Origin of the sequence: Beduini sp., from assembly GCF_047239305.1 — a bacterium.
Classification (GTDB): Bacteria; Bacillota_I; Bacilli_A; order Erysipelotrichales; family Coprobacillaceae; genus Beduini.
This window is the reverse complement of the sequence record NZ_JBKTEM010000003.1, coordinates 191,165-217,262: the sequence shown is the minus strand read 5'-3', so window position 1 is coordinate 217,262 and position 26,098 is coordinate 191,165. Positions and strand designations below refer to the sequence as shown.

Sequence of the window (26,098 nt, the reverse complement as noted above, 5' to 3'; positions counted from 1 at the left end):
CTTATAACAATAAATTTATTTATATTTTATACTATATCACGAAAAATTTATAAATAAAAGCCATACATCTCAATTCATGCAATAATAAAATATTTTAAAATAATTTAAATAATATAGTTGCATAAAATTATTTGAATAGTATAATAATAAGTAAGAGGAGGGGTTTTAAATGAAAAAACTCAAATTATTATTAGCATGCTGTGTATGCACACTTGCCTTAGTAGGATTAACGGGATGTTCTAAGGGGAAGGATGACAGTAAATTAGTAAAGGGAACTAAAGAAGAGATTGCACTTTCGATGGCAAATGATTTCAAAAACGATGATTACACTGATTTCTACGAAAAATATACGTTTAGTTCTAATATAGAGGATTTAGCTAAAAGCGGACGTGTGAAATCCATTTTAGAGCCAACGTTCAACACGTTAGGAACAATTTCCGGATTTGAAGCAGCTTTTTCAAGTGAATCTGCCAATTACACCGTTGTTCAAATACCAACTCATTTTGAAATGGGAGATTTGAATATTGCTATCACCTTTGACAGTGAAGAACGTATTTATAATATTTCTTTTATGCCTTATGCAACTAGCCTAGAAGAAGAATAACGCAGTACCTCGCTCTCATACGTGAGAGCTTTTTTATTACCCCATTAAATTCTTTCCGTCTCGCTTAATCAAAAGCAGCATCTATCCTAAGTATTGATGATCTATCCTCAGCATAACATTCAAAATAAAAAGCAGATGTAATTAAATGCTGCATTTAACTCTAACAAAAAACAGAGTGTATGATAATAAGCACTCTGTTTAATTTAAAATTATATTCGTATCAATAAACAATCATTTAACCGTGAGTCTGCAATTGTGTGAAATTAAGCTATCCATATTTTTTAGCGATGTGATACGTATAGTAAACATCAGCTATTAATAAAACGATAAAGATACTCATCACTGCGACCATACAAGCCATTCCTTTTGTAAACAAAGAAACGGCAACTGCAGCAATACCGCCGATAATAAAAGTGATCCCACCAAAGCGCTGGCTTTTTTTCCAAGTCATTTCATTTTTCATGCTCCAGCTTGTTCGTAATCCGATCATAGAGTTCATACGTACCTTCGGAATAATATTACCGAGAATGATCATAAAGATTCCGAAAATCCCAAAAAGCATCTGATGAAGATCCAGTGAAACAGAAGACAAATTTTCAACCTTATTAAAATCGGTATAAAGAAAATAGAATGTCATCGCATTGAATAGAATCAATGTCCCTATTCCGCTAACCAAGCATACATTTTCATTGTTCCTTCCGTTTCTTTCTTGTTTCGCTGAATACTTTGCCATCCCAAGCATAAAGAAACCAAAAACAATCACACAAAGCGGAACAATAAGCGTTTCATATTTACTGCCCCAACGTGTCACCTGATTATTAAAATCGTAATGTGTAGGAATTTGTGCAGGTAAGAAAAACAGTGATGCTAAAGTGACACCTAAAGGCAGCAGCATAAAGAAGTAAAGCACTCTTTGTTTAGTTTTCATAACGTTCCTCCTCGTAAGTTATTTATCCAAATGATCGCTTCATCAAGGACCGATAGATTCAACTCATAATAAATAAAATTTTTATATCGGGTTTCATAAATAAGATCCGCTCTTTTCAGTTTAGATAAATGATAAGATAATGCCTGCGGCGTCATCTCCAAAGCTGCCGCCAAATCGCCGGAACTAATTTTTCCTTCCTTTAATTTTAATAAGACTTTTCGACGGTTTTCATCTGCCAACGCAGTCAAAACTTCATGGATTGCCAACGAATCATCTCCTCTTATCTATTTAAAATATCCCTTAAGTAGATTATAACGTTTTTTTCATTTAATTCCAATTTCTATTTAAAATTAATTTTAAATAGAAATTATTATGCCCTATTAAATTATCTATTCTTTCTTGTTAGGAAATTCGCTTTGCTCGTTGTTTTACCATCACAAAAAAAGAAAGAATCGAAAGAAGCCGCCTTCTCCCAACTCTGCTTAATCTATCGTATATCGTTTTACAAGCCCTATTTGCCTCTAGGACTTAGTTTTCTTCTTTCAAAATCTCTTTTATTATTGTGGATAACTCTTCGGGATTTTCAATCATCATCATGTGACAAGCATCATGAACAAACTTCAGTTCTAACTTCATCAATGCTTCCTCTGGCAGGTTTAAATCACTTATTCTCTTAGGATAATCATGAACCCCTCGGTCTCCATAGATGGCATATACAGTCTGTGTAATATCCGATAGTTCTTTTGTATAATCAAAATCACCTTGAATACAGGCAAACAGTTCTTTACGATAAAACAGTCTCTCTTCGTTAAACATTTGCAGAACTTCTGCACCATAAAGTTCCATATGTTTAGGAGTCATTACATTTCTATAAAATTCCTCGGCTGGTTTTAAATTGGTATCTAAATAAATAATTTGTTTGCATTTCATCTTATACTTTGCCGCTAATTGCAAGGCAATGATTCCGCCCAAACTGTGACCAATGATTGCGTCATATTGATTGTTACCATAATTCGTATACACCCAACGGGTAAGATCCTCTACTTTCGCAGCTGTGAGTGTAATCTCATGAGGATACTCCACATAATCAATCTCGGTCTCTTTAAAATAAGGGTTCAGATCCTTCCAAATCTTTACAGTACAGTTTACCCCATATAAAAATAATAGTCTCATTCATTTTTTCCTCCTTCCAAGTCATCCTCTATTTCACCATGTACCCATACTCTGCCGCCATCTGGACATTTAGCATCAAACTGTTTAGATCGGGTATTGCCATAATCCAAATCTGCCCCATTTTGCAAAGCATATACGAAGGGATAAATCGTATTCCAAAATTCATGACATAAAGGCGGACATAAATCTTCGACTATATAGATATCTCCTTTCTTACAGAAGCCACCCCGACAGCAGCTTTTAGTAACCGTTAATTTAATTTTAGCCATCTTTTCTTCCTCTTATTAATACGATGTACTCAATGCGCTTTTATTTGTATCTTTGACATCGATCGTGGTGGCGATTCCTTTTCTGCGTTCTTTTTTCGCACAGCAACAAATTCAATATAGCCGGTATCGCTCGGGTAGTCTAGTGCTGCTTCAAACTCCTCTCTCAAAACAATCTTCGCAATCTTTCCTTTAATGAAACCAAAATATTTTCTGTAAGATGCCGCCGGAAATCGCTTTGGCTACTCTCTGCTGATCTTTGCATAAGACGGAAAAATCTTTTTCAAAACCTTCCGCAATGCATAATGCAATCGCCTCACGATCTTCTTCCTCTGCCTTTCTTACCAATATTTCCATGAAGTCCTCCTTGATTACGTTATTCCATTTATCTTTATTTCTTATTTTTCCCCATTTGGCTTTGAGAAGAGATCAATCGTTTTCTTCCTTCTACTTTCACAAGATTCTCTAATTCTTTTAAAGCATCTTTAGCGATCCACTTTTGTGTTAGATCTCCTTTAGCATTTAATTCATGAGCGAGCAGAATCGCTTTTTCATTATAGTCAAAATCACGCTTACCAATTTCTCTCAATGCCCAAGAGACCGCTTTTTTCACATGCTCTCTGTCATCTTGAGAGTAGCTTTTAATATAGTCTAAATAGCGATCCAAAGTATCCTCTTCGATTTGTTTTTCATGAATAGCACTGGAAGCGATCAAAGTAAATGCCGCCCGTTTCTGATAGGTTTCCTCTGCTTCTACCCATCGATCGATCAAGCTTTGATAATGAGGCAATTTAATAATCAAATTCTTGCATAAATGATCACACAGATCCCAAGACACGACATCCTTCATCAGCATTTCCACCTCTTCGAGAGAGGTTGTCTTTTGATCAAAGAGAAGCACAGCTAAAAGTTTTGCTTCATGATACCCTGTCTGCCACAATTCTTCAGCAGTATCATTCGATTTAGTAATCTTTTTAGCGAGCTTGCGAATATCTCCTGTCGATACCCCTAACCCATTTTCTTTAGGAATTCCCATTTTAACGACATTGGCTTTATATTTTTCATCTGCCATTGATTGAAGCTCTAAAATTATTTCCTGACCATTCATAAGCTTTCCTCCTCCTCTAATCCTAACATGATTATTTTTATAAGTCATTCTAATTATTTATTGACTAAAATAAATTCTTGTTGAATTAAATAAATATCCAGCTATAATAAAAGTGTGAACGGGAGCCTGTAGGCAGGCTGAGAGGAGATGACGTAACATCTCGACCGATAACCTGATTTGGATAATGCCAACGTAGGGAATCCTTATATGTACTTTTTAGGACGAGTCTACGTGGCTCGTCTTTTTTTGTTAAGGAGGAATTATGACATTTTTAGAGACATTAATCGAAGAAAACATGCCAATATGGCAGCAATATTTAGACCACCCTTTTATAAAAGGAATGGCAGAAGGAAGTTTAAGCCTTGATCTCTATCATCAATATCTGATTGAAGATACCCTATATCTCAAGGAGTTTGGCAGAGTGTATGCCTACGCCTTATATAAAGCGGATACTTTAGCACAAATGCGATACTTTTATGAAATGCTGTCCATTGTTCAAAAAAATGAAGCTTACAGCCGTATTCTGCATCTACAGGAATTAGGTGAAGATATGGACGAAGTGGAAAATCGAAATCCTGATCCTGTGAATCAAATGTATACCGCCTATATGTTAAACATTGCCAAAAGCGGACAGGTCATTGATGTCTTAGCTGCCTCTTTGCCTTGTATGGTCAGTTATCGTTTCATTGCCGATCACTATGTCCAAAGATCAAAAGATGTCTTGAAACATCATTTCTACGGACAATGGTTCAGCGATTACAGCAACGAAAACTACAGTTATTACACGAAACGCTGGTCTGACCTTTTCAATCAGTTAGCAGAGTCCATCAGTCATGAGCACCAAAATAAAATCAGAAAAATATTTAAAGAATGCTCACTCCATGAATTAAATTTCTGGAATATGGCATATCAGAAAGGAAAAGAAAATGAATAAAGAAATAAAAGAAAACGTAGAGCAGCAGCACCCTCTTATCCATTGCATCACAAACTATGTAACCGTTAATGATGTCGCAAATATGATCTTAGCCATTGATGGCTCACCGATCATGGCAGATGAAATCAAGGAAGTGACCGAAATCACTTCTATCACGAATGCCTTAGTCATTAACATTGGAACCTTAAACCAAACCAAGGTAGAATCGATGATTGCTGCCGGGAAAAAAGCAAACGAACTACATCACCCTGTCATTTTGGATCCGGTAGGAGCCGGGGCTTCAACCTATCGCAATGAAGTGACAGAACGCCTTTTAAAAGAAATCCAATTCACTGTGATCAAAGGAAATATCTCAGAAATTAAATGTATCGCTCAAAAAACGAACACGACTGCCGGGGTTGATGCCAATGATGCCGATTTGGTCAACGAAGCCAATATCGATGAAGTCCTGGCCTTCGCTAAAAAATTGAGTCAGCAGACCGGAGCAGTCATTGCGATTACCGGGCCGATCGACGTAGTCTGTGACACTGAACACTCCTATCTGATTAAGAATGGGCATCCGATCATGTCGAGGATTACCGGAACCGGATGTATGCTTGCCGGTGTGATTGCTGTTTATGTTGCCGCTAATCCCAAACAGCGACTAGAAGCAACCGCTTATGCCGTCACGATGATGGGCGTTGCTGGAGAAAGCGCGTATGATAAGATGTGTCAGCAAAAAGTCGGAACTTCAAGCTACCGTACTTATCTGATCGACGCTATGAGCATGATGAGCCATGAAACATTAAACGGAGGAATGAAAGTTGAAATTCAATAGAAACGATTTAGGACTGTATTTAGTCACCGATCAGCGCTGGTTAAACGGACGTCCTTTAGTCGAAGATATTCGTCAAGCGATTCTTGGTGGAGTGACAATGGTACAGCTCCGCGAAAAAAATTTAGATGAAGATGCTTTTATTAAAACAGCGAAAGAGGTAAAGGCCCTTTGTCAGGAATATCACATTCCTTTTATCATCAATGATAATATTCAGGTTGCTTTAGCTGTAGACGCTGACGGCGTTCATGTTGGTCAAAGTGATATGGAAGCTTCAAAAGTAAGAGCTTTAATCGGTCCCGATAAAATCTTAGGGGTATCCGCTCACGATATTCAAGAAGGATTGATTGCCAAAGCTAACGGAGCTGATTATTTAGGGATCGGTACCATGTTCGCAACGACATCAAAAGAGGATGCGACTCCGGTCAGTTTAGAAACAATGAACGCGATCATGGATGCCACACACCTCCCAGCTGTCGCTATTGGCGGCATCTCTCAGAAAAATCTTTCTGAATTTAAAGGAACAAAGATTGATGGAATTGCTGTTATCTCTGCTATCCTAGCTCAAAATGATATTCGTCAGGCCGCTCATGCACTTCGCAATGGAGTGAATCTCTATTTAAGAAGTCAAATCAAAAAAGTGCTGACGATTGCCGGTTCGGACTCCAGCGGCGGTGCCGGTATTCAAGCGGACCTTAAAACCATGAGTGCCCTACATACTTATGGAATGAGTGCCATTACCGCCCTTACGGCTCAAAACACGACCGGTGTTTATGGGATAATGGATATATCACCGGAATTCCTTAAAAATCAAATAGACTGTATTTTCAGTGATATTTATCCTGATGCCATTAAAATCGGAATGGTTAGTCAGCCTCAGTTAGTAGAATGCATTGCCGAGAGATTAAGTTATTATAAAGCAAAGAATATTGTGGTTGATCCGGTCATGGTATCAACCAGCGGGTCTCAGCTCATGCAAAATGATGCGACTGTCAAACTACTGGAATGTCTGATTCCACTGGCGGATATTGTCACGCCTAATTTGAGTGAAGCGGAAATAATGGCAGAAATGAAAATTGAAACCAAAGAGGACATGGTTAAGGCTGCAAAGAAAATTGCTCAGCATTATCATGGATATATCTTAATTAAGGGCGGTCATTTCAGCGGCAATGCGGATGATCTTGTGTATCATGATGGAATTTCCACTTGGCTGAGTGCCCCTAAATTAGATAATCCGAACACACATGGAACAGGCTGTACTTTATCCAGTGCAATTGCTTGTTATCTAGCTAAAGGAGAAAATCCAATGAGTGCGATTCGTCATGGAAAAGAATACGTTTACCAAGCTATTTCCTATGGCATGAATCTAGGTAACGGACGTGGTCCGCTTAATCACTTATGGAATACGAAAGATCCTAACTCATGATGAGTTAGGGTTTTCTTTTATATAATCTGCTATAATAAAAAAAAGGAGGGATAACATGATTGAATTACCCGAAGCACTCAGCATCGCTGCAGATTTAAGAAAAACAATTCTTCATAAGACCGTTATTCAAGTTAGCGGTAACTTTACAGGCCATAAGTTCACTTTTTACAAAGGGGATCCAAACCAATATGATGACTTACTCAAAAATCAGAGAGTAGATCAGATCGTGGATCGTCATTTCTATATTGAATTAAAAATCGGAGAATATACCCTGCTGTTTCGAGATGGCGCCAATCTGCGCTATTATCAAACGCCTCCCTACCCTAAAAAAAGTAAACTGATGTTAGTTTTCGAAGATGGAAGCTCCCTGAATATGACGACATCCATGTATGCCGAAATCGCTTTATTCAAAACAACTGACGGCTATGATAACCTTTACTATCAATTGGAGTTAAACGGTGTTGGTCCTCTAGATGAAAAATTTACTTGGCCATACTTTAAGAGTTTACTTAATGAAAATACGCTCAAGTTAAGTACCAAAGCTTTTTTAGCGACAGATCAGCGTATCTTAGGCGTTGGCAATGGTACCGTTCAGGATATTCTTTTCCACGCTCATCTTCTTCCTAAACGTAAAATGAATACTTTAAACAAGGAAGAACTAATGAATCTTTATGAAGCATTAATCGCAACCCTTAAAACAATGGCAGAGGAACATGGGCGAGATACTCAAAAAGATATCTTTAATCAACCCGGTGGTTATCATGTCCTATTAAGCAAAAAAACTTACAAAGAGCCTTGTCCGCTATGTCAGCAGCCCCTTCATAAGGAACAATATCTTGGCGGCAGTATCTACTACTGTTCACACTGTCAAAAATAAAAGATTCTCAGCTATTGAGAATTTTTTTATTGAGCCGATAGGATATGCAAGTAAGCAGAAGATTTCGACGGGTTAGTTCTAATTTTAAGACACGAACAAGAATGTCTGTTAAACTAAACATATAAAGCGGGGGTGGATTATGCAGATAAAAATCATAGAGGATGATCGTGCTGAGGATATACAGATCACGATTCGTTGTCCTAAACAAGATGAAAAGCTGAAGGCATTACTCGCTCTTCTTCAAATTCAAGATCATAAGTGCATCGGGAAATATCGCGGAGAAGATCATCTGATTCCATTAGAGGATATTTATTATATCGATACCCTAGATAAGCAAGTCTATTTATATACCGAAACGATAACTTATGAATCTGATCTGCGCTTATATGAAATTGAAGAACGGTTTATCGACTTGGATTTTCTTCGTATCGGAAAATCGACTATCATCAATTTTCAAAAGATTAAGTCTCTGCGCCCAGATTTAGGCGGCAGGATACAAGTGACGATGAAGAACGGGATCAAATTATTTGTCTCCCGTCAATATGCACCATCACTAAAAAAACGTTTGGGGGTACTAAAATGAAACAACAGGGTTTTTGGACAAAGTTTCTCATCACTTTTGCCACAAGCACATTTCTCATTTCCTTGATCGGCTATATCGTAGGCGATCATGTTCGATCTTTTTCAGTCTTATTTTCTCTAGGGAAACAAGGTATTTCTTATTTGGCTCTTTTAGAAATTGCCTCCCTTAGTTTTTTAGTATCCCTCTATGACTTGATTCTATTTCAGTCACACCAGCTCAGACAGACCTTATTTTTATATAAAGCGATCTTGATGTTTTTATTATCCGGCTTTACTACCGCCATCTTTATTATTGTGTTTAAATGGTTTCCGCTTTCTTTATGGTTAGGCTGGGTTGGTTTTCTGATTTCGTTTCTGTTATGCTTCATCATCGCCGTCGGCGTAACGATGTATAAGTATAAAAAAGAAGAACGCTTGTATAATATATGTCTTAAAAGAACACAAAAGGAGAAACCGCAATGAATGAGATAACGATGAAACATGTATCTAAATCTTTTATGCAAAAGAAAGTATTGGACGATATTGACCTTGAGATTCATAAAGGGGAAATCTTTGGCTTGCTGGGTCCTAGCGGTGCCGGAAAAACAACGATGGTCAAGCTATTAAGCGGACAGATGTCTTATTGCGGAAATATTCTGATCCATAATTTAGAATGCAGAGAGCATCATTTAAAATGGATCAAAACGATGGGTATGTCGATGGACGAATATGGATTTTATCGTCGTTTAAGTGTTTGGACAAATCTCTGTATGTTCGCCAAAGTACGAGGTATCTCCAAACAGCGAGTCATCGAAGTTCTTCAGCAGCTTTCCTTATATGAGGATCGCAAGACTACGATACAGAATCTTTCCAAAGGAATGAAACAGCGCTTATCTTTCGCCAATGCCATATTGCATAAGCCTTCTTTAGTCTTCTTAGATGAGCCGACCAGCGGATTAGACCCGAATACAATGAAAGAACTTCATGATATCATTCGTCAACTGAATCACCAAGGAACCACCGTCTTTTTGACCACCCATAATATGGAAGAAGCTTCCAAGCTCTGTGATCATGTTGCTTTATTGAATGAAGGACATATCGTCTTGTATGGTCAGCCCAAAGAACTCTGCCAACGTTTTGATCATTTAAGTACCCTTCTCATCCACACTCGAGATCAGCAAATGATAAAATTAAAAAATACACCGGAAAATGCGGATCAGCTTGCCTATTATTTACGTACCGACAATATTGAAAGCATTCATTCTTCCGAACCAAATCTTGAACAAATCTTTAGAGAAGTAACCGGAAGGAGATTATTATAATGAAATTTATAGCCTTATTTCAAATACAATTAAAAGATATGATCAAAAATCTTCAAACCTGCCTTTTATTCTTTGTTTTTCCAGCTATTGGTTTTATAATGAGCAGCAGCATGAAAGATCAGTCCTCTTTTTTCATTGTCGTTTTTGCGACCATGCATGTCGTCTTTACACCGATGATGATAATGGTCACCGTTCTCGCCGAACAAAAAGAACAAAAGATCATTCGTAATCTCGCCTATGCCGGAATCCCTACTTCTCAATATTTAGCTGTCCATAGCTGCCTGATCTTCTTATTGACTTTACTCTTTACATCTACTTTTCTTGTTTTTCCAGGTTTTTCATTGGACCCCCTCTCTTTCATCACTGCCTCAATGATCGGGATCATCATCAGTCTTTTATTTGGCGGCTGTATCGCTTTATCAACTTCTTCCATGACCTCTGCCAATGCTTTGGTAATGCCTATTGCTATGCTTTTTTCCTTTATTCCTATGTTGACAGAATTTAATGAAGGGCTAAACAAAATAGCTTTGATCCTCTATTCCAAACAGATCGGTATTCTCATGACCGATATTCATCAAGCGGACATGATCACTCTTATCGTCTTAGTATCTGCGAGTATGATCTTACTCTATTGGTTTTATCACAGCTACCAAAAAAGTATTAAAGAGGATGTGTAATCCCATAAAAAGAGTGATTTTCGTTGTCAGAAGATCACTCTTTTTAATTTGTTGTAAAGGTACTATCTTTAAAATAAATAATCTATAGATGATCCACTGCTTAACGCTTGTTTCTATAATAAAAAAAGAACCCGAAGGTTCTGATTAGCTAGCTGCTTTTGCTTTTTCTACGATTGTAGTAAATGCTTCAGGATCACAGATAGCGATTTCTGATAACATTTTTCTATTAATTTCAATACCTGCAAGTTTTAAACCATGCATTAATTTAGAATATGAAATATTATTCATTCTAGCTGCTGCATTGATACGTGCAATCCATAATTTTCTCATTTCACGTTTTAATGCTTTTCTATCTCTATATGCATACTCTAATGAGTTCATTACTTGTTCATTAGCTGTTTTATATAAAGTATGTTTTGATCCATAGTAACCTTTAGCTAATTTTAAAATTTTCTTTCTTCTACGTCTAGTAGTATATCCACCTTTTACTCTTGCCATGTTTTCGACCTCCTATTAACCTTGTAATCTAGATTTAATTCTCTTGTAATCGCTCTTAGAAACTAAAGTAGCTTTAGCCAAATGTTTCTTTTGTTTATGCGTTTTGTTATGAGATAAATGTGATACGTAAGCATGGCTACGTTTCAATTTTCCACTTGCTGTTCTTTTAAGACGTTTTTTTAATCCACTGTGTGATTTCATTTTTGGCATAGTTAAATCCTCCTAATTTTATTTCTTCTTTGGTGCTAATATAGCCGTTAATGTTCTGCCTTCTAATTTAGCAGGCTTCTCAATGACACTATATTCCTGACATTGAGCAACAAAATCATTAAGTATCTTTTCACCAATATCTATATGAGCTAACTGACGACCTCTGAAGCGGACACTTACTTTCACTTTATCTCCATCAGATAGCCATTTGATTGAATGCTTTAATTTTGTATTAAAATCGTGAACATCAATCGTTGGTGAAAGCTGTGCTTCTTTTAATGTAACGATCTTTTGATTTTTCTTCATTTCTTTTTGTTTCTTCTGTTGTTCAAAACGATATTTACCATAATCCATGATTCGGCAAACAGGCGTTTGTGCTTTAGGAGCAACACAGACTAAATCCATCGATGCATCCCCAGCGATACGTAAAGCTTCATTACGAGTTTTAACACCTAATTGTTCACCATTTTGATCAATTACAAGAACTTCTCTAAAACGAATTTTTTCATTCACTAACTCATCAGAACCAGTGTTGATATACTTATTATTGCTAATAAAAGCCACCTCCATTGTGCTTGTTATAAAATAAAAAGTGAGTTTACATACGCGCACCCACAGTCATATCAAATAAGATAAATTGTTATCTTGTGACATTAGCCCAAAGCCTTTGGCAATCGGGCGAGAAGCAGGCACTTCTTCTTTCCACTACTTTTTACTTAGACATAATATCAAATTGCCATGATATTGTCAATACATTTCTTGTTTTATTTTGATTATAGATGTGATATAGTTTTAAAAGGTGATAAAATGAATCCATTATTTATAGAACGTATGAAGAAATTACTAAAAAACGAATATGAGGATTTTGCCAATGCGCTGAGTCAAAAACAAGTCAAGGCTCTATATTTTAATCCTAACAAGCAGGATTTAGAACCGCTCATTGAAAAATTCCAATTAAAAAAGCACCATTTTGTTAAAAACGGGTATTATTTCGATCATGAACGCTTTCCTTTAGGAAAACATCCTTATCATGATAGTGGGTTGTATTATATTCAAGAACCCAGTGCAATGATCGTTGCTTCCTTATTAGATATTCAGCCTGATGACTATATCTTAGATATGTGTGCCGCTCCCGGCGGAAAAACCTGCTATGTAGCTAGTCAGCTTATGCAGACCGGTTTAGTGATTGCCAATGATATCAATGCTGGCAGGGCAAGCATCCTTTCTTCTAATGTGGAACGCTTTGGATTAAGCAACACAATCGTAACAAATACTGCTCCCGGACAGTTAACCAAACAATTACCCGAATATTTTGATAAAGTGATCTTAGATGCCCCTTGTTCAGGAGAAGGGATGTTCAGAAAATTAGATCAGGCTATCGATACATGGTCTTTGGAAAAAGTAAAAGAATGTGCGTTCATTCAAAAAGAATTGATTGAACAAGCTTATGAAGCTTTAAAACCCGGCGGAGTATTAGTTTATTCCACCTGTACTTATTCAAAAGAAGAAAATGAAGAGGTTGTTGACCATTTACTTGCATTGCATGAAGATATCCATCTGCTGTCGATTCCTTTGCAGCATGGTATGATGCCCGGAATTGGTCATGAAGAATGCTGTCGTCTTTATCCGCATAAGCATTTTGGCGAGGGACATTTCATCGCTTTATTTCAAAAAGAAGACAGAGAAATGAAGCGCCACAATGTACCTTGCGTGGAATCAACCGTAAAAAAAGATCAAATGCTATTGCTGAATCAATTTTATAAAGAGCATTTAAAGATTGCAGTGCCCAGCTGTATTTTCGATTCACAGCAGCATCTTTATGCTATTCGACCTTATTTTCCTAAATTAAATAAAGTGAAGATTCTGCGTCAGGGACTCTATTTAGGTGAATGCAAGAAAGGTCGTTTCGAACCAAGTTATGCCTTGTCCCACTGCTTAGACCAAAGCATGGTAAAACGCTATTATCAGTTCGATGCACAAAGCAAAGAAATACAGCAGTATTTAAAAGGGGAAACTTTACAGGGAACCGGTCAAAAAGGATACGGTGTTCTTTTCGTTGACAGCTATCCCCTTGCCTTTTATAAGGAGAATAATGGGATCATAAAAAATCAATTTCCTAAAGGCTTAAGAAAACAGTATTAATTCTTTAGAATATTTTTAGAATTTTACCCCACTATTCTTAAGACATGTTCGATATAATACTTTACAGATACAGTCTCCTTTCCTTATAAATACCAAGCACACAAAACAAATACACATCAAACAACTGTATCTAAATCTCAGCGAGCGTCTCATCAGCGCTCGTTTTTCCTATTAAAAAAGGACTGTTTTCCTGTATAATAGATATAAGGAGGGAAAAATATGCAAAATGCAGCTAAAATATTTAAAGAAGTTAAAAAAGCCGTAATTGGAAAAGATGAGATCATTCATAAGATTCTAATGGTGATGTTAGCAAATGGTCATGTTTTACTAGAGGATATTCCCGGTGTAGGAAAAACCAATTTAGCGCTTGCCTTTTCTAAAGCTTTGGGATTAGATACTAAACGTATACAATTTACCCCTGATGTCATGCCAAGTGATGTCATTGGTTATTCTTTTTATAATCAGCAGACCGGAGCATTAGAATATAAAGAAGGAGCGGCAATGTGTAATTTATTGTTAGCTGATGAAATCAACCGTACTTCGAGTAAAACCCAGTCTGCTTTATTAGAAGTCATGGAAGAAGGTCGCATGAGTGTAGATGGAATTACCCATTCCACCCCGCAGCCATTTATGGTCATTGCCACCCAAAATCCATTCGGTTCGGCAGGAACACAGCTATTGCCCCAGTCACAAATGGATCGTTTCATGGTCTGTCTTTCAATCGGCTATCCCAGCAAAGATGCAGAGATTGAAATATTAAAGCGAAAAGAGCGTCATAATCCACTCGATGATATTGAAACAGTCAGTTCCCCTAGCGAGATTTTAATGATGCAAAAAGAAATCAGTTCTATTTATTTAGATGAAAGCATCTATCACTATATTGTCGATCTCATCAATGCAACGCGCTCACACCCCTTGATTCTTCAAGGCGGAAGCCCACGCAGTACCTTGGCCTTGATGCAGGTAGCAAAAGCCGTCGCTTATACCTATGAACGTGATTATGTCATTCCGGAAGATGTTGAAGCCATGTTCCTGGATATTTTAAGTCACCGCATCGTTTTAAATAATGAAGCCCGTCTGGATAAATCAGATCCGAAAAAGATTCTAACCAAGATTTTGAAAGAGACGCCACGCCCTAGGATCATCCGATGAAAGGACGCTTTACCTATTGCTTATTTATTCTGGGAGCCGGTCTTTTCTATCTGTTTTATAATGGCTATCTTTCATTTTTAATTTTCATCTTTATTTTAACGGTGCCGCTAATCAGCTTCTTATTAAGTCTGATCGGTTATTTTCAAACACATTTAGAAGTTTCGCTCGATCATTCTGTCATTCATTTAAACGAAGAAGCCAAAGTAACGATCAAACGCAGTCAGACAAAATTATTCCCGGTCGGAAAAATTACTTTTTCATTTCTATATGATCAGCCATTAAGCACCATTCATCAAAGTCAAGACTATGCTTTCGAAGATGAAGAAATCCATATTATCTTGAACGCTCAGCATTGCGGTAATATCAAGATTCAAATTTATCATGTTTATTTCAGTGATTATTTCAGTTTGATTTCTCTTAAAAAAAGAAGCAGGCAAACATTGTCTCTGATGGTGCTGCCGCCTTTATTAAATATTGAAGCCACAATCGAACAGCTAAACTGCCAAACCCATCAAAATGTTTACTATGATCCCCATCATCCCGGTGATGATTACAGTGAATTATTTGATATACGTTCTTATCAAGAGGGGGATGCCTTAAACAGAATTCATTGGAAGCTTTCTATGAAAAGCAGGAATTTAATGGTTAAAGAAGGAAGTCTGCCCATTGACGATCATATATTGCTTACTTTTTGTCTGACCCACCAAGCCGATCAGAATGACCGGATTTTATCGTTATTTCATTCACTGGCAACCTATTTATGTCTTCAGAAAATTCCTTTTGACATTCAATATAAAGTATTGCGCCATCATGATGTCATCACCCATTCCTTTGTCCGACTTGAACAATACGAAACCTATTTTCAGGAGCTGCTGACTTTTCCTTTGGAAAAAGAATACATATTCTCAGATCTTTCTGATCAAACACATTACAGTGAACACTATCATGTAAATGAATGGGGAATCAGTGAAAATGGTATCTTGATCGGAGGTGAAGACAATGAACATCGCTCTTGATTTATTTCTAATTGTGTCTTTTATCATCGCTGCATTATTAAATATGCTGTCTCCGTTGAAGTTTACGTTTGATTTATCGATGACCTTCATCATCAGCGGAATAATCGCAGTCATTTTCTATTTTCTTCTCTATTATAAGCAAAAGAAACCGCTCAAAATCCTTTTTATACTGTATATCTTACTCATGATAGTAAGTTTTCCTTTATTAAAAGAGGGGTTTAGTATTACGATCAATACAATTATCAAAGCTTACAATGCACATTCTCAGTTTGGTTTTTCAAGTCTTGCGATTCCGTTTGGGAATCAGCCTGCATTAGCTTGTAATTATTTTTTAATTATAGCGTTTGTTCCCTTTATCTTTCTAAGTACCGAAGCCATACAAAAAGCAAAGCATTTCATTTTGCCGTTTTTGATTTCACTGCTTTATATCGGCATTCCTTTACTTTTCAATATTGAAGCTCATCGTACGCTCTTATTTTTCTATCTTGCCAGTCTTGTCTCTCTATTAATGAGCTTGAAGGTGCGCAAGCAAAACCAATCCGCTGCCAAGTCGTTTCCTTTAATTGTGTTTCTTTTAGTCTTTTGTTTGCTTTTTGGTATTCAAGCTTATTATCCGGAAAATAATTATCAGCGAAATGAATGGGCAGAGAATATCCGCAAGAACCTGAGCAAAGAAGGAATTAATCTGATTTTTGACCTTTTCAGCAAGCGTGATGCCAATCGTTCTAACCTGCTTTCTGCCGGGAATCGCTATTATACAGGTAAAGTAGATTTAACCGTACAGGCTGATGAACCTGTCACCACTTTATTAAAAGGGACTTCATTCATGAAATATCAAAACAACGAATGGAGTAATCCCGAATTAACCGTTGATTATCGCGAACATGAAATGACTGCCACTTCTACAATGGAAGATTTATTAACTGAAGTCTATCCTACATTTGATTATACAAATCGCACAATGGTGATTGAAAATACTTCCTCTTTGGATAATTTTATGTATATACCTTATTTTATCTCAAGGCAAAGCGGTCTTTATAATTTAGATTCTAAAGCAAAGGGGTTCTACTTCACTCCTAATGCTTCTACTTATTTAATTCAGTATATGGACGTTCCGCTTGATGTTTTAAGCACACCCATTCTCCGTGTTGATGAAGAATATCGCTATATACGCAGCCATTATTTACAGATTCCTGATCATACCCGTTCAGTTTTACTGGATTATTTAGATGATCAAATCTCACCTTTCGATTCTACTGGCATCATTGTGGATCAAGTAGTAGACATCGTCAAAAACAGTGCAGACTATACCTTGTCTCCCGGCTTAACTCCGGAAGATCAGGATTTTGTAGAATACTTTTTGAATGTCAATAAACGTGGCTACTGTGTTCATTTTGCCACTACAGCAACATTGATGCTTCGTGCCCTTGACATTCCTGCTCGCTATGTGGAAGGCTATTCTTTAAACAGTCAGGACTTTACAGACGGAACGGCTCTGGTTCGAGATAATCAGGCTCATGCTTGGGTTGAAGTTTATTTCCAGAATTTCGGTTGGATTCCTTTTGATGTTACACCGCCGGCAACATATGCCCCCATCGAAAATGAAGAGGAGGAGATCACGGGTCCTTTAGAAGAAAATAATACCTCCTCACAGCAAAATCAAAATAATCAAAATCAAACGAATACCGGCGATATAAACACCGAAGTCAACGTTAAAACTTCTTTTGCTCCTTTATATCTGCTGATTGTGATTCCGGTTATTTTGCTTGCCTATGGACTCTATCGCTGGTGGTTGTATAAAGACTGTCATTCTTCTGATGCAAAAAAGAATATTCTGCACTACTACAAGCGCCTGCTTCGATTAACACCAAAGGTAGAAGAAGATATTTATCAGTTAGTATTAAAAGTTCGCTTTTCACCGCATCCAATCACCGCTGTGGAATTGGCGAAGATGGAAAGCTACTATCATCAGAAAGTATCTGAAATAAAAAAAGGATCCTCCCTCATTAAAAAGGTATGGATCACTCTTATTTACTAATCGTTTAGCGTAATGGTTGTTTCAATCGTTCCGCCTTTATGACAAGACGCTTTTAGTTTTAGCGTATCGCCACTTTTTCCTTCAACGAAGAAAGTGGCTCTTTTCATGATCGGTTCATAATCAAATGTATTGATAGAATGATCAAAGAAATAATCTGTCGCAACACCTGAGAATCCTTCCAGATTTCCCAAATCGATTTCAGTAGGACTTACGGCTTTTGTTTTTTCTTCCAGCAGTTCCACTTTCACTGGTGAAACAATTTTCATTTTCTTTGTTTCATCCGTCAAATAGGTTGGCAGATAGCCTTTATTGGCAATATGCGCTTCAATTCTATATGTGCCTTCTCCTATTTTTATTGTATCAACATGATCGAAAGTTAACTGTGGCAAAGTGGCAGCCATTCTTAAACAAAAACGCGTTGTCTTTTCTACTTCTTGTGTTAAGAAAGCAACAGGTGGATTCTGCAAACTGAATTTCATATCCAAACCACCGATTTCTACTTCACCAAACTGAGGGTGTGAACAAGTTTGCCAAGGCTTAAAGGCTTCCGGAGCATTTTCCTGACACCAATCAATTAACTTCTGATATTCCTCTGCCATTTCTTTATCTGTTTTTGGCAGGCTCGGCCAAGTCTGCTTGATTCCGGCACGGCTCACCATATTCCAAAGTTCCGTTGTATAGGCAGGAATTCCATTTTGCTGATAGCACCAGTCATCAAAAGCACCGGAAGAATAGCTGGCTTGATCTTCTGTGAATGAATCAAAGATGGCTACCACCGGATAACCCATTTCTTCGGTTCCCATCTTTCCGATTTCCTTTAATATTTTCTGATCGAGTTTAGATGATGTCTTTTCAGGACGAGTTCCCGGCGGACACAGAATCATACCACCAAAGGTGTGATGCGTCGCTACCCCGCCAATATTTTTATGAGCTAAAACAAAATCTACCACCGCTTTATTTTCCATATTGCTTAATGGATAAGGTCCGGCACCGGGCTGTCTTACTTCACTGAACCAGCCAAAAGGATAGTTACGATTAAAATCCAGTCCCCATAATGGATTGGCATTCTTGAAATGATCCCCATCAAAGCCCTTTACTTGCCCTTCAGGATAAACATTATAGAAAGTTCCTTCAAATTCATCCGGCTGACGTTTCAGCATCACATTCGGATTATCCGGATTGACTTTCCAAGCACCATAAGGTGTTTTGACACGCATCATTCGTAAAACCCCGTCATGATCAATATCATCATCATAAAGCCCGTTTTCCTGAGTTTCAGTTAAATAAGGACGATCTACTGAACGCAGTTTCGTTTCACTTGTCAAATAAGCCTCCGCCCCATCTGGTGAAATACGTGGAATGATATAGAATGTAAAGCGATCAATCAAATCTGTCACTTTCTTATCCTCTTTATAATTCGTAACTAAATAATCAATCGTATGCATTGCCGCCATGGATCCGGTTACTTCTCCGGCATGGGTATTCCCATCAATATAATAGGCTGGCTTTTTATCACTGTCGCCTTTTGAAATCGTAACGGCATAAACATGACGGTCTTTAGGTGTAGTACCAATAATATCCACATGCATAATGTCCGGATATTTCTTTTCCAGCTCCGTTAAATGATCAGATAATTCCTGATATAAGAAATAATGGTCGTAATTAAACGTTGTTTTCATTCCTTCTCCCCCTTTTTCATATAATTATAGCGTTTATTTACGATATTCACAATCTTTTAGTAAAAAATATTAGAATATGATATAATATAAGTATCAGATAGAATTTATTTTCAAAGATTAAAGGAGGCGTACTTATGAATCGGCTGATTATGTTTTTAATTGTTGGCGGTATCCTTTTCACTGCCATATTTGCGATCCGTTATTTAAGAGTTGTGCCAAATTACCAAAAAGAGTATCTGCTGGAATTTTCACCATTAATTAAAATGAAACTTTCCAAAATTGAGAGCGTTCATGGCATCTACGGGATTCGGCAGCTGAACGACCATCAATACAGAATTCATTTTGATCCACCCGCAAAGCAGCTTCAGGAGCAGTTCTTTGATCAACTTTCTTTAACAAAACAAGATGTTACTATCAAACAGCTGCATAGCTGGCTGAAAACAAATGCATGGAAATAATTCTTCTTTTAATTCTCTGAAGGATCATGTCATTCTCTTTGGCATGGTCTTTTATTATTAAGTGCATAAGAATTCTTTCATTTTACTTTCACCCTATATAAAACCACCTCAATTAGTATTATTTTAGTATAAAATTGTGTATAATAAAAGGCATGGAGGTGATAAGTATGACATTTGATTTTATTAATGCAATCATTCATTTGCTTTATGAAAATCCGGATGTCTTTATCACGACTTTATTTTCAAGCGTTCAGACACATCATGAAATGAAAAAATGGATGATGAATCAAAATATTGATTTTCAATGGTTAAAAAGAATCAAAGAAGATGATTTACCGTTATTAACCGGACGTAAAGAAGTTATTCAGATTGAGGCTTTGCTGAGAATGGATATACAAGGAGAATTAGATGCATTTATAGTCAAGAATCGCTCTGAGACTCACTATCTCCTTTTTCCGGGAAAAGATCAAGAGAACCCAATCAACCAATGCTTTATAGATAAGAGCTATATTCAAGCCTTGCAAAAGCAGTGTTCCGGTATGATTTTTTATCCGCAGGAGCCGTTTGATGAAGATCGTTATATGTTTTCAAATCCCGCACACAGCCTCATGCAGGCTTTGTTTAATGCTGACCAATGGCCTGGCATTTTAAAAATTCATGATGATGAAATCTGTTTCATTCCTATTCATTCTAAAGAGGAAATAGAGGCTGTTATTCTTAATGAGAAGATAAATCAAAAGAAGCAGGATGAAACTTTCTTCATTCATTTAAGTGACCTGCATTTAGGATCTAAAAAACATAATTCCGGTGCTGCCGCACTGATACGAGCGTTAGATAATCTTTATCCTTCTTTGCCGAAGGACAACCAAACAAAAATACTCATTACCGGAGATCTGATGAACAGTCCGAATCGTAAAAACATGTACTTAGCTTCGGGATTGATGAATGATTTGAAAAAGCGCTATAAGGCTGATATTTCTTTTATTTTAGGAAATCATGATGTCATCGTACATGGATTAAATCTATTACGTGTCCAAAAAGCAAAAGTGGTGGCATACTTGCTTGGTGAAAATATTAAAGTGCTGGAAAAAGAAAAGATTATCTTAATTAAGATTAATTCTGCCTATGAAGGAAATCTTGCCCGTGGTAAAGTAGGTATTCAGCAGCTCGAGGAAATTGATGAAGAATTATCCGCAATCACAGATTTAGACAGCTATCAGTTAATGGTTATGATTCATCATCATGTATTCCCAATCGACAAAGCTGACTTTCTAAAGAAAAAATGGAATGAGAAAAAAGTGTTAAGCAAGATTATGGAAACATCAAAAGAATTGGTTGATTCAGATCTTTTGATTGATTGGTTAGAAAAGCGCCATGTTCAATACATTCTGCATGGGCATAAGCATATTCCCTATTTTAGAAAATATCATCAGTTCTACGTTGTTTCCTGCGGTTCTTCATGCGGTTACTTAAAAGAAAGCCGAATGAAGTATTTAAGCTATAATATTTTAAAATATGACAATCAGACACACCGAATGAAGGTCTGCTTAATTTGTTATGAAGCGGCTAATGGAAACGAAGGACGCCGCATTGAAGTTCATCTTTTTAAATAAACAACACCATAGCTTTGCTATGGTGTTATTTCATTATATACGATTGTTTGGGTATCTTTATTATATTCTGCAGTATATTTTATCCAGTTATCTGCACTATCCCCAATATTGATATGTGCCGCCCATTGATCATTCTGAGACAATTCTGCTAATTGTTCAAACACCGGTAAAAGGTTTTGCTTGAATTCCTCTTTACTGCCTTAATCCTGACCGGATTGCATATCATAATTAATAATTGAGAAAGAAATCTGATAATTCTTTAAAGTTGAGATATCAAAATGAGTAAACTGAAGTCCTTTTCCGGAAAGCATCTTTTTACTATATTTATTATGCCATCTTTATCTCTAGGTACTTCAAGACTATAAAAGATATTTAACGCTTTACTCTCCTTGAATCCAGGAAATACATTTTCAAAATATTGCGATACCTCTTCTTCAGAGCGTCTTTTGGCATGGTCTAAGATCACCCAGTGAAAATCTTTCCGATTATCAAAAGATAATCTATAAGTTTGTCCATCATCTGCCAGATAAGAAATCTCATACTGATTGAATTCTCCATGTGCCGGAATCGGTGAAGAATTATATTCTTTACGTTCATTCTTAATGACAGTACAGTCTTTAAATACGAAGTGGAAATACGTTTTATATTTAGTTAAATAATCCTTATCATAACTCATCTGACTGCTTCATAAAAATAATCCAATCAGCAACAAGACAAATATTTTTCTTTTCATATCAGCCAATCACTTTTTGTGCTATTTCTACACTTTGCAAAGCATCTTTAGCATAATAATCGGCATGAATCTGCATTGCATATTCAGGTGTCAGTACAGCACCGCCTACCATGATCGGACAGACATGATCGATCTGTTTTAATAAAGCGATTGTCTTTTCCATCGATACCACAGTAGTTATCATTAGGGCACTTAGTCCGATTAGCTTAGGCTGATATTGATGGTAAGCTTCTACCACTTTCTCAACCTTTACATCACGCCCTAAATCGATGACCTGAAAGCCATAGCTTTCTAAAACGACTTTAACAATATTCTTTCCGATATCATGAATATCCCCTTCTACTGTCGCTAAGACAATAGGCCCCTTTAAAGTCTCAGCATCATTTTTAAACGTTTCTTTTAATATTTCAAAAGCCATCTTGGTTGTTTCCGCTGATTGAATGAGCTGAGGCAAAAAGACAGTTCCTTTTTCAAACCCGTTCCCTACTTCTTCCAAGGCAGGAATTAAAATAGTATTGATGATCTCCATCGCTGTTTTTTCTTTTAGCTGTGTACGTGTTGCCTGAACAACCTCATCCTTAATTCCTCGCATCACAATTTCTTTTAAAGTAAATGATGTGTTTGATGATATCAGCTTCTTTTTAGTCTGTACATGTCGTTCAATATATTGCACAGCATCCACATCATTATGATGCAATACATTGAAAGCATCAATGACTGCCATCATTTCCTGATCCATCGGATTCATAATCGGAAGGTCCAAACCGGCTGTCATTGCCATCGTCAAATAAGTACGGTTAAGCAATGGACGATCCGGAAGACCGAATGAGACATTGCTGACCCCTAATACCGTATGCACGCCAAGTGTCTTAACCATCTGAACAGCCTTGATTGTTTCCATGACTTCAGCTTGTTTGGCAGACGCCGTTAAGACCAGACAGTCAATCACGATACTTTCTTCATAGATGCCATACTCTTTGGCTTTCGCAATAATCTTTTCAGCGATTTCAAAACGTTCTTCCGCTCGATCGGGAATTCCCTGGTCATCCAAAGTTAAGCCAATAATGATCCCCCCATATTTTTTAACGATTGGAAAAATACAATCCATCGATTCTGATTTACCATTAACCGAATTGACTAAAGGACGTCCATTATAATAACGGCAGCCTGTTTCCAATGCATCAATATTAGAACTATCGATCTGTAAAGGCAGCGTGACCACTTCCTGTACCATTTTAATCACATTCCTCATCGTCAAAGGCTCATCAATTCCGGGAACTCCGACATTAACATCTAATACATGAGCACCGGCACGTTCTTGATTGATCGCTTCTAGGACAACACGCTCATACTGTTGATCTAACAAAGCTTGTTTCAATTTTTTCTTTCCGGTTGGATTCAGACGTTCTCCGCAAACTGTAATACTTTTTCCTAACTCGATTGTATCGGTTCCGCTGGAAATCAATGTCTTTTTAGGAAGCACGCGTGGTGATGCCTGTTTTGGCAATGTTTCTTTTAACAGCTCAATAAAGGCCGGGGTTGTTCCACAGCAGCCGCCAATAATGCTTACTCCGCTTTGAGCATAAGTTAAGACAGATTCACAATAATGCTCACGGGTAATATCAAAATGCGTATGTCCATCTATTAGACAAGGTAATCCCGCATTAGGCTGAATCATGACAGGTAAATGAGAAACCGAAAGGATTTCTTCAATAATCGGTTTTAGTTCGTCAGGACCAAGTGAGCAATTCACCCCGATGGCATCCACCCCTAAGCCACTGCAAACATTCACCATGGTTGTCGGTGTACTTCCAGAAAGTGTACGTCCATTTGCCTCAAAGGTCATAGTCACAAAAACCGGCAGATCACAATTTTCCTTCGCTGCCAAAACCCCTGCTTTTACTTCATAAAGATCGCTCATAGTCTCAAACAAGATAAGATCCACTTCATCTTTTGCCAGTAAAATCTGTTCCTTTACAATATCATAAGCTTCATCAAAAGTAAGAGTTCCCATAGGCTCCATCAGACTTCCAATCGGTCCGATATCTAAAGCAATATATGCTTCTTTCCCTACGTTCTTTTTTGCTTCTTTAGCATTATGTATAGCCGCCTCAATGATCTCTTTTAATGAAGCAGAGGCTTCTTTCATTTTCAGACGATTCGCTCCAAAGGTATTAGTTGTAATGAAATCCGCTCCCGCTCGTAAATATGCTTCATGAATGTCCTGAAGCCATTTCGGATGGGTTATATTCAGCATTTCAGGAATTTCTCCGGCTTTTAATCCTTTTTCCTGCAGTTGGGTTCCCATCGCTCCATCAAAGATCAGTAAATCTTTTCCTAATCGATCTTGTAGCATCTTGTATTCCTCCTTTTGAAATCACAGTTTTCTTTCAGAATGCAGTTTCTGCATGTTTTTTTATGATTAGAATCACCGATTCCGATAATTCCAATCATTGATTTCTGGGGGATCATCAAGTCACTTTCACTCAATTCTACCCCTATTTTTTTATGAATCTCCAAGACTTTAGCTATCTTTCGATTGATGGATAAAGGCGTTTGTTCATATCCTGGACAAAAGCGATAAGTGCGCTGATTTAGATTCAAATTTTTTTCAAATGCATCGCATTGTGCTTCTACATAAGCACTGCCAATAGCATCCATTACGATCATTCTTGCCTGATCAAACTTCCCATAATAACGTATTCGGCGTTCTAATCCGGCACCTAAAGTACAGGCAATAAGAATACATTGAGAACAGTTTTCTAGCAAACCATTCAACGCCGGATAGTCTAAATTCAAATCAATCGCCGGAATAGATAATGGCCGATGAGCTAATGTAAAGGTTTCATACACCGCTTTAAATTCTGCGTACTTTTCTACTTCTTTCGTGCATTCCTCCATCATCGCTTCCATTTCCGGAGTAATCGTTTGCGTCATATAGCCTAAATATTTTAAAGCCTGTTCATTCATGGATTCATTCCTTTTAAAACTTCTGGGATTGCCTCAAAAATACTCTTGGCAATTCTTGGTTTGTTCATTGTATAAATATGAATCCCATCTACTCCATTGGTGATGAGATCTAAAATCTGCATAGTCGCATACTGTACGCCGATTTCACGCATGGCTTTAGGGTTATCACGATAGCGTTCGATCATCGTCGAAAGATCATAAGGGATATTACAGCCGCATAGCTTCGCTGTATGAAGCAGTCCTTTAGCGTTTGTCACCGGCATAATCCCAGCCAAAATGGGAACCTCAATACCTCTTTTGCGAATTTCCTTTACTAAACGATAATAATAGTGATTGTCAAAGAAGATCTGAGTAATCAGATATTTAGCTCCCGCTTCTACTTTTTTAACTAAATTTTCCAAGTCACGTTCAAAGCTGTCCGCTTCTTGATGCACTTCCGGATAGCATGCCCCACTCAAACAAAAGGCATCCCCAAATTCTTCATGAATATATTGACTAAGATCACTCGCATACATAAAATCCGGCTGTTCTGCTCGTTTAAACTCCGGATCTGCAGGATAATCTCCTCTTAAAGACAGAATATTTTCAATATGGTTATCTTGCAGTTCTCTGCAGATTGTCTTGATTTCTTCTTTGGTAGAGGTAATGCAGCTTAAATGAGCCACTGCTTCAATATGATATTCATTTTTTATTTTAGAAGCAATCTCCACCGTTTTTCCTTTAGAGCTTCCTCCAGCTCCGTATGTCACTGAAATAAAATCAGGATTTAAATGAGATAATTCATCAATCGTACGATAAATAGAGTCGATATTTCCGTCCTGATTTTTAGGTGGGAAGATCTCAAACGAGATCGTTGCTTTCTTTTTTAATAGTTCATCAATTTTCATACAAATTCCTTT

Annotated in this window: 30 protein-coding genes, 1 pseudogene and 1 riboswitch; of the genes and pseudogenes, 16 read left to right on the top strand and 15 right to left on the bottom strand. The window is 37.2% G+C overall.

The genetic code is table 11. The annotated features are described in order from the left end of the window. Window positions 1–169: 169 nt before the first annotated feature. Entirely contained in the window at window positions 170–604 is a 435-nt protein-coding gene (locus ACLRVU_RS07355) for a DUF3887 domain-containing protein (RefSeq protein WP_147550325.1), read from the top strand. Window positions 605–872: 268 nt separating this feature from the next. On the opposite strand, the gene ACLRVU_RS07350 is transcribed toward ACLRVU_RS07355, so the two are convergent. The 6 genes from ACLRVU_RS07350 to ACLRVU_RS07325 all read right to left on the bottom strand — a co-directional run bounded on the left by ACLRVU_RS07350 (window position 873) and on the right by ACLRVU_RS07325 (window position 4,079). After that, the gene (locus tag ACLRVU_RS07350) at window positions 873–1,532 is read right to left on the bottom strand and encodes an SdpI family protein (protein ID WP_412891379.1); all 660 of its coding nucleotides are present in this window, start codon (window positions 1,530–1,532) and stop codon (window positions 873–875) included. Continuing rightward, window positions 1,529–1,798, bottom strand: a complete 270-nt coding sequence (locus ACLRVU_RS07345; RefSeq protein WP_412891378.1) for a metalloregulator ArsR/SmtB family transcription factor — start codon at window positions 1,796–1,798, stop codon at window positions 1,529–1,531. The genes ACLRVU_RS07350 and ACLRVU_RS07345 overlap by 4 nt, the downstream gene beginning before the upstream one ends. Window positions 1,799–2,060: 262 nt before the next feature. Beyond that, a complete protein-coding gene (locus ACLRVU_RS07340) occupies window positions 2,061–2,705 on the bottom strand; it encodes an alpha/beta fold hydrolase (protein WP_412891377.1) in 645 nt (214 codons plus the stop codon). Further along, window positions 2,702–2,974 (bottom strand): TIGR04076 family protein, encoded by a 273-nt coding sequence (locus ACLRVU_RS07335; RefSeq protein WP_412891376.1) that lies wholly within the window; start codon window positions 2,972–2,974, stop codon window positions 2,702–2,704. The genes ACLRVU_RS07340 and ACLRVU_RS07335 overlap by 4 nt, the downstream gene beginning before the upstream one ends. A gap of 189 nt (window positions 2,975–3,163) precedes the next feature. Next, window positions 3,164–3,328 carry a hypothetical protein gene (locus tag ACLRVU_RS07330; protein ID WP_412891375.1) on the bottom strand — a complete coding sequence of 55 codons (165 nt, stop codon included), beginning with the start codon at window positions 3,326–3,328 and terminating at the stop codon, window positions 3,164–3,166. Window positions 3,329–3,362: 34 nt separating this feature from the next. After that, complete coding sequence (locus ACLRVU_RS07325) at window positions 3,363–4,079, bottom strand: DNA alkylation repair protein (RefSeq protein ID WP_412891374.1); 717 nt, start codon at window positions 4,077–4,079, stop codon at window positions 3,363–3,365. 108 nt (window positions 4,080–4,187) lie between these two features. Continuing rightward, window positions 4,188–4,296: riboswitch (TPP riboswitch) on the top strand. Between the two features lie 45 nt (window positions 4,297–4,341). Between ACLRVU_RS07325 and tenA the strand changes: the two genes are divergently transcribed. The 9 genes and pseudogenes from tenA (at window position 4,342) to ACLRVU_RS07280 (ending at window position 10,690) form a co-directional block, all read left to right on the top strand. After that, a complete protein-coding gene (gene tenA, locus ACLRVU_RS07320) occupies window positions 4,342–5,013 on the top strand; it encodes a thiaminase II (protein ID WP_412891373.1) in 672 nt (223 codons plus the stop codon). Beyond that, window positions 5,006–5,830 carry a hydroxyethylthiazole kinase gene (gene thiM, locus ACLRVU_RS07315; RefSeq protein WP_412891372.1) on the top strand — a complete coding sequence of 275 codons (825 nt, stop codon included), beginning with the start codon at window positions 5,006–5,008 and terminating at the stop codon, window positions 5,828–5,830. Before tenA ends, thiM begins: the two co-directional genes overlap by 8 nt. Then, a pseudogene (gene thiE, locus ACLRVU_RS07310) lies at window positions 5,817–6,410 on the top strand (thiamine phosphate synthase); the annotation flags it as partial. The gene thiM and the pseudogene thiE, both read left to right, overlap by 14 nt. Window positions 6,411–6,458: 48 nt before the next feature. Further along, the gene (gene thiD, locus ACLRVU_RS07305) at window positions 6,459–7,253 is read left to right on the top strand and encodes a bifunctional hydroxymethylpyrimidine kinase/phosphomethylpyrimidine kinase (RefSeq protein ID WP_412891501.1); all 795 of its coding nucleotides are present in this window, start codon (window positions 6,459–6,461) and stop codon (window positions 7,251–7,253) included. Between the two features lie 55 nt (window positions 7,254–7,308). After that, window positions 7,309–8,130, top strand: a complete 822-nt coding sequence (locus tag ACLRVU_RS07300) for a formamidopyrimidine-DNA glycosylase (protein ID WP_412891371.1) — start codon at window positions 7,309–7,311, stop codon at window positions 8,128–8,130. A 139-nt stretch (window positions 8,131–8,269) separates the two neighbouring features. After that, on the top strand, window positions 8,270–8,713 hold the full coding sequence (locus ACLRVU_RS07295; RefSeq protein WP_412891370.1) for a LytTR family DNA-binding domain-containing protein: 444 nt from the start codon (window positions 8,270–8,272) through the stop codon (window positions 8,711–8,713). Further along, on the top strand, window positions 8,710–9,174 hold the full coding sequence (locus ACLRVU_RS07290; RefSeq protein WP_412891369.1) for a hypothetical protein: 465 nt from the start codon (window positions 8,710–8,712) through the stop codon (window positions 9,172–9,174). Before ACLRVU_RS07295 ends, ACLRVU_RS07290 begins: the two co-directional genes overlap by 4 nt. Then, on the top strand, window positions 9,171–10,013 hold the full coding sequence (locus ACLRVU_RS07285) for an ABC transporter ATP-binding protein (RefSeq protein WP_412891368.1): 843 nt from the start codon (window positions 9,171–9,173) through the stop codon (window positions 10,011–10,013). The genes ACLRVU_RS07290 and ACLRVU_RS07285 overlap by 4 nt, the downstream gene beginning before the upstream one ends. Beyond that, window positions 10,013–10,690, top strand: coding sequence for a hypothetical protein (locus ACLRVU_RS07280; protein ID WP_412891367.1), 678 nt, complete (start codon window positions 10,013–10,015; stop codon window positions 10,688–10,690). Before ACLRVU_RS07285 ends, ACLRVU_RS07280 begins: the two co-directional genes overlap by 1 nt. A gap of 144 nt (window positions 10,691–10,834) precedes the next feature. Here the strand turns inward: ACLRVU_RS07280 and rplT are convergent, their stop codons facing one another. The 3 genes from rplT to infC are packed head-to-tail and all read right to left on the bottom strand — an operon-like array spanning window position 10,835 to window position 11,968. Beyond that, window positions 10,835–11,188, bottom strand: coding sequence for a 50S ribosomal protein L20 (gene rplT / locus ACLRVU_RS07275; RefSeq protein ID WP_412891366.1), 354 nt, complete (start codon window positions 11,186–11,188; stop codon window positions 10,835–10,837). Between the two features lie 15 nt (window positions 11,189–11,203). Then, window positions 11,204–11,398 carry a 50S ribosomal protein L35 gene (gene rpmI / locus ACLRVU_RS07270; RefSeq protein WP_041138757.1) on the bottom strand — a complete coding sequence of 65 codons (195 nt, stop codon included), beginning with the start codon at window positions 11,396–11,398 and terminating at the stop codon, window positions 11,204–11,206. 18 nt (window positions 11,399–11,416) lie between these two features. Continuing rightward, entirely contained in the window at window positions 11,417–11,968 is a 552-nt protein-coding gene (infC, locus tag ACLRVU_RS07265; protein ID WP_147550345.1) for a translation initiation factor IF-3, read from the bottom strand. A 237-nt stretch (window positions 11,969–12,205) separates the two neighbouring features. On the opposite strand from infC, the gene ACLRVU_RS07260 reads away from it, so the two are divergent. The 4 genes from ACLRVU_RS07260 to ACLRVU_RS07245 all read left to right on the top strand — a co-directional run bounded on the left by ACLRVU_RS07260 (window position 12,206) and on the right by ACLRVU_RS07245 (window position 17,746). After that, on the top strand, window positions 12,206–13,540 hold the full coding sequence (locus ACLRVU_RS07260) for an RsmB/NOP family class I SAM-dependent RNA methyltransferase (protein WP_412891365.1): 1,335 nt from the start codon (window positions 12,206–12,208) through the stop codon (window positions 13,538–13,540). Window positions 13,541–13,759: 219 nt separating this feature from the next. Continuing rightward, a complete protein-coding gene (locus ACLRVU_RS07255) occupies window positions 13,760–14,692 on the top strand; it encodes an AAA family ATPase (protein ID WP_412891364.1) in 933 nt (310 codons plus the stop codon). Further along, complete coding sequence (locus tag ACLRVU_RS07250; RefSeq protein ID WP_412891363.1) at window positions 14,689–15,708, top strand: DUF58 domain-containing protein; 1,020 nt, start codon at window positions 14,689–14,691, stop codon at window positions 15,706–15,708. The genes ACLRVU_RS07255 and ACLRVU_RS07250 overlap by 4 nt, the downstream gene beginning before the upstream one ends. Continuing rightward, a complete protein-coding gene (locus ACLRVU_RS07245; protein WP_412891362.1) occupies window positions 15,692–17,746 on the top strand; it encodes a transglutaminase domain-containing protein in 2,055 nt (684 codons plus the stop codon). The genes ACLRVU_RS07250 and ACLRVU_RS07245 overlap by 17 nt, the downstream gene beginning before the upstream one ends. Here the strand turns inward: ACLRVU_RS07245 and ACLRVU_RS07240 are convergent. Next, window positions 17,743–19,425, bottom strand: a complete 1,683-nt coding sequence (locus ACLRVU_RS07240) for a M14 family metallopeptidase (protein WP_412891361.1) — start codon at window positions 19,423–19,425, stop codon at window positions 17,743–17,745. The two genes, ACLRVU_RS07245 and ACLRVU_RS07240, sit on opposite strands and share 4 nt — an antisense overlap. A 134-nt stretch (window positions 19,426–19,559) precedes the next feature. Between ACLRVU_RS07240 and ACLRVU_RS07235 the strand changes: the two genes are divergently transcribed. Beyond that, complete coding sequence (locus ACLRVU_RS07235) at window positions 19,560–19,883, top strand: hypothetical protein (protein WP_412891360.1); 324 nt, start codon at window positions 19,560–19,562, stop codon at window positions 19,881–19,883. A 167-nt stretch (window positions 19,884–20,050) separates the two neighbouring features. After that, window positions 20,051–21,496 (top strand): metallophosphoesterase family protein, encoded by a 1,446-nt coding sequence (locus ACLRVU_RS07230; RefSeq protein ID WP_412891359.1) that lies wholly within the window; start codon window positions 20,051–20,053, stop codon window positions 21,494–21,496. Window positions 21,497–21,513: 17 nt separating this feature from the next. Here the strand turns inward: ACLRVU_RS07230 and ACLRVU_RS07225 are convergent, their stop codons facing one another. The 5 genes from ACLRVU_RS07225 to metF form a co-directional block, all read right to left on the bottom strand. Then, window positions 21,514–21,660: a hypothetical protein gene (locus ACLRVU_RS07225; protein ID WP_412891358.1), complete on the bottom strand. Its 147-nt coding sequence runs from the start codon at window positions 21,658–21,660 to the stop codon at window positions 21,514–21,516. A 95-nt stretch (window positions 21,661–21,755) separates the two neighbouring features. Further along, on the bottom strand, window positions 21,756–22,172 hold the full coding sequence (locus ACLRVU_RS07220; RefSeq protein WP_412891357.1) for a hypothetical protein: 417 nt from the start codon (window positions 22,170–22,172) through the stop codon (window positions 21,756–21,758). A gap of 58 nt (window positions 22,173–22,230) precedes the next feature. Continuing rightward, on the bottom strand, window positions 22,231–24,585 hold the full coding sequence (locus ACLRVU_RS07215) for a homocysteine S-methyltransferase family protein (protein ID WP_412891356.1): 2,355 nt from the start codon (window positions 24,583–24,585) through the stop codon (window positions 22,231–22,233). Beyond that, window positions 24,567–25,199, bottom strand: coding sequence for a vitamin B12 dependent-methionine synthase activation domain-containing protein (locus tag ACLRVU_RS07210; protein WP_412891355.1), 633 nt, complete (start codon window positions 25,197–25,199; stop codon window positions 24,567–24,569). Before ACLRVU_RS07210 ends, ACLRVU_RS07215 begins: the two co-directional genes overlap by 19 nt. Then, window positions 25,196–26,086, bottom strand: a complete 891-nt coding sequence (gene metF / locus ACLRVU_RS07205) for a methylenetetrahydrofolate reductase [NAD(P)H] (protein ID WP_412891354.1) — start codon at window positions 26,084–26,086, stop codon at window positions 25,196–25,198. Before metF ends, ACLRVU_RS07210 begins: the two co-directional genes overlap by 4 nt. Window positions 26,087–26,098: the final 12 nt, after the last annotated feature.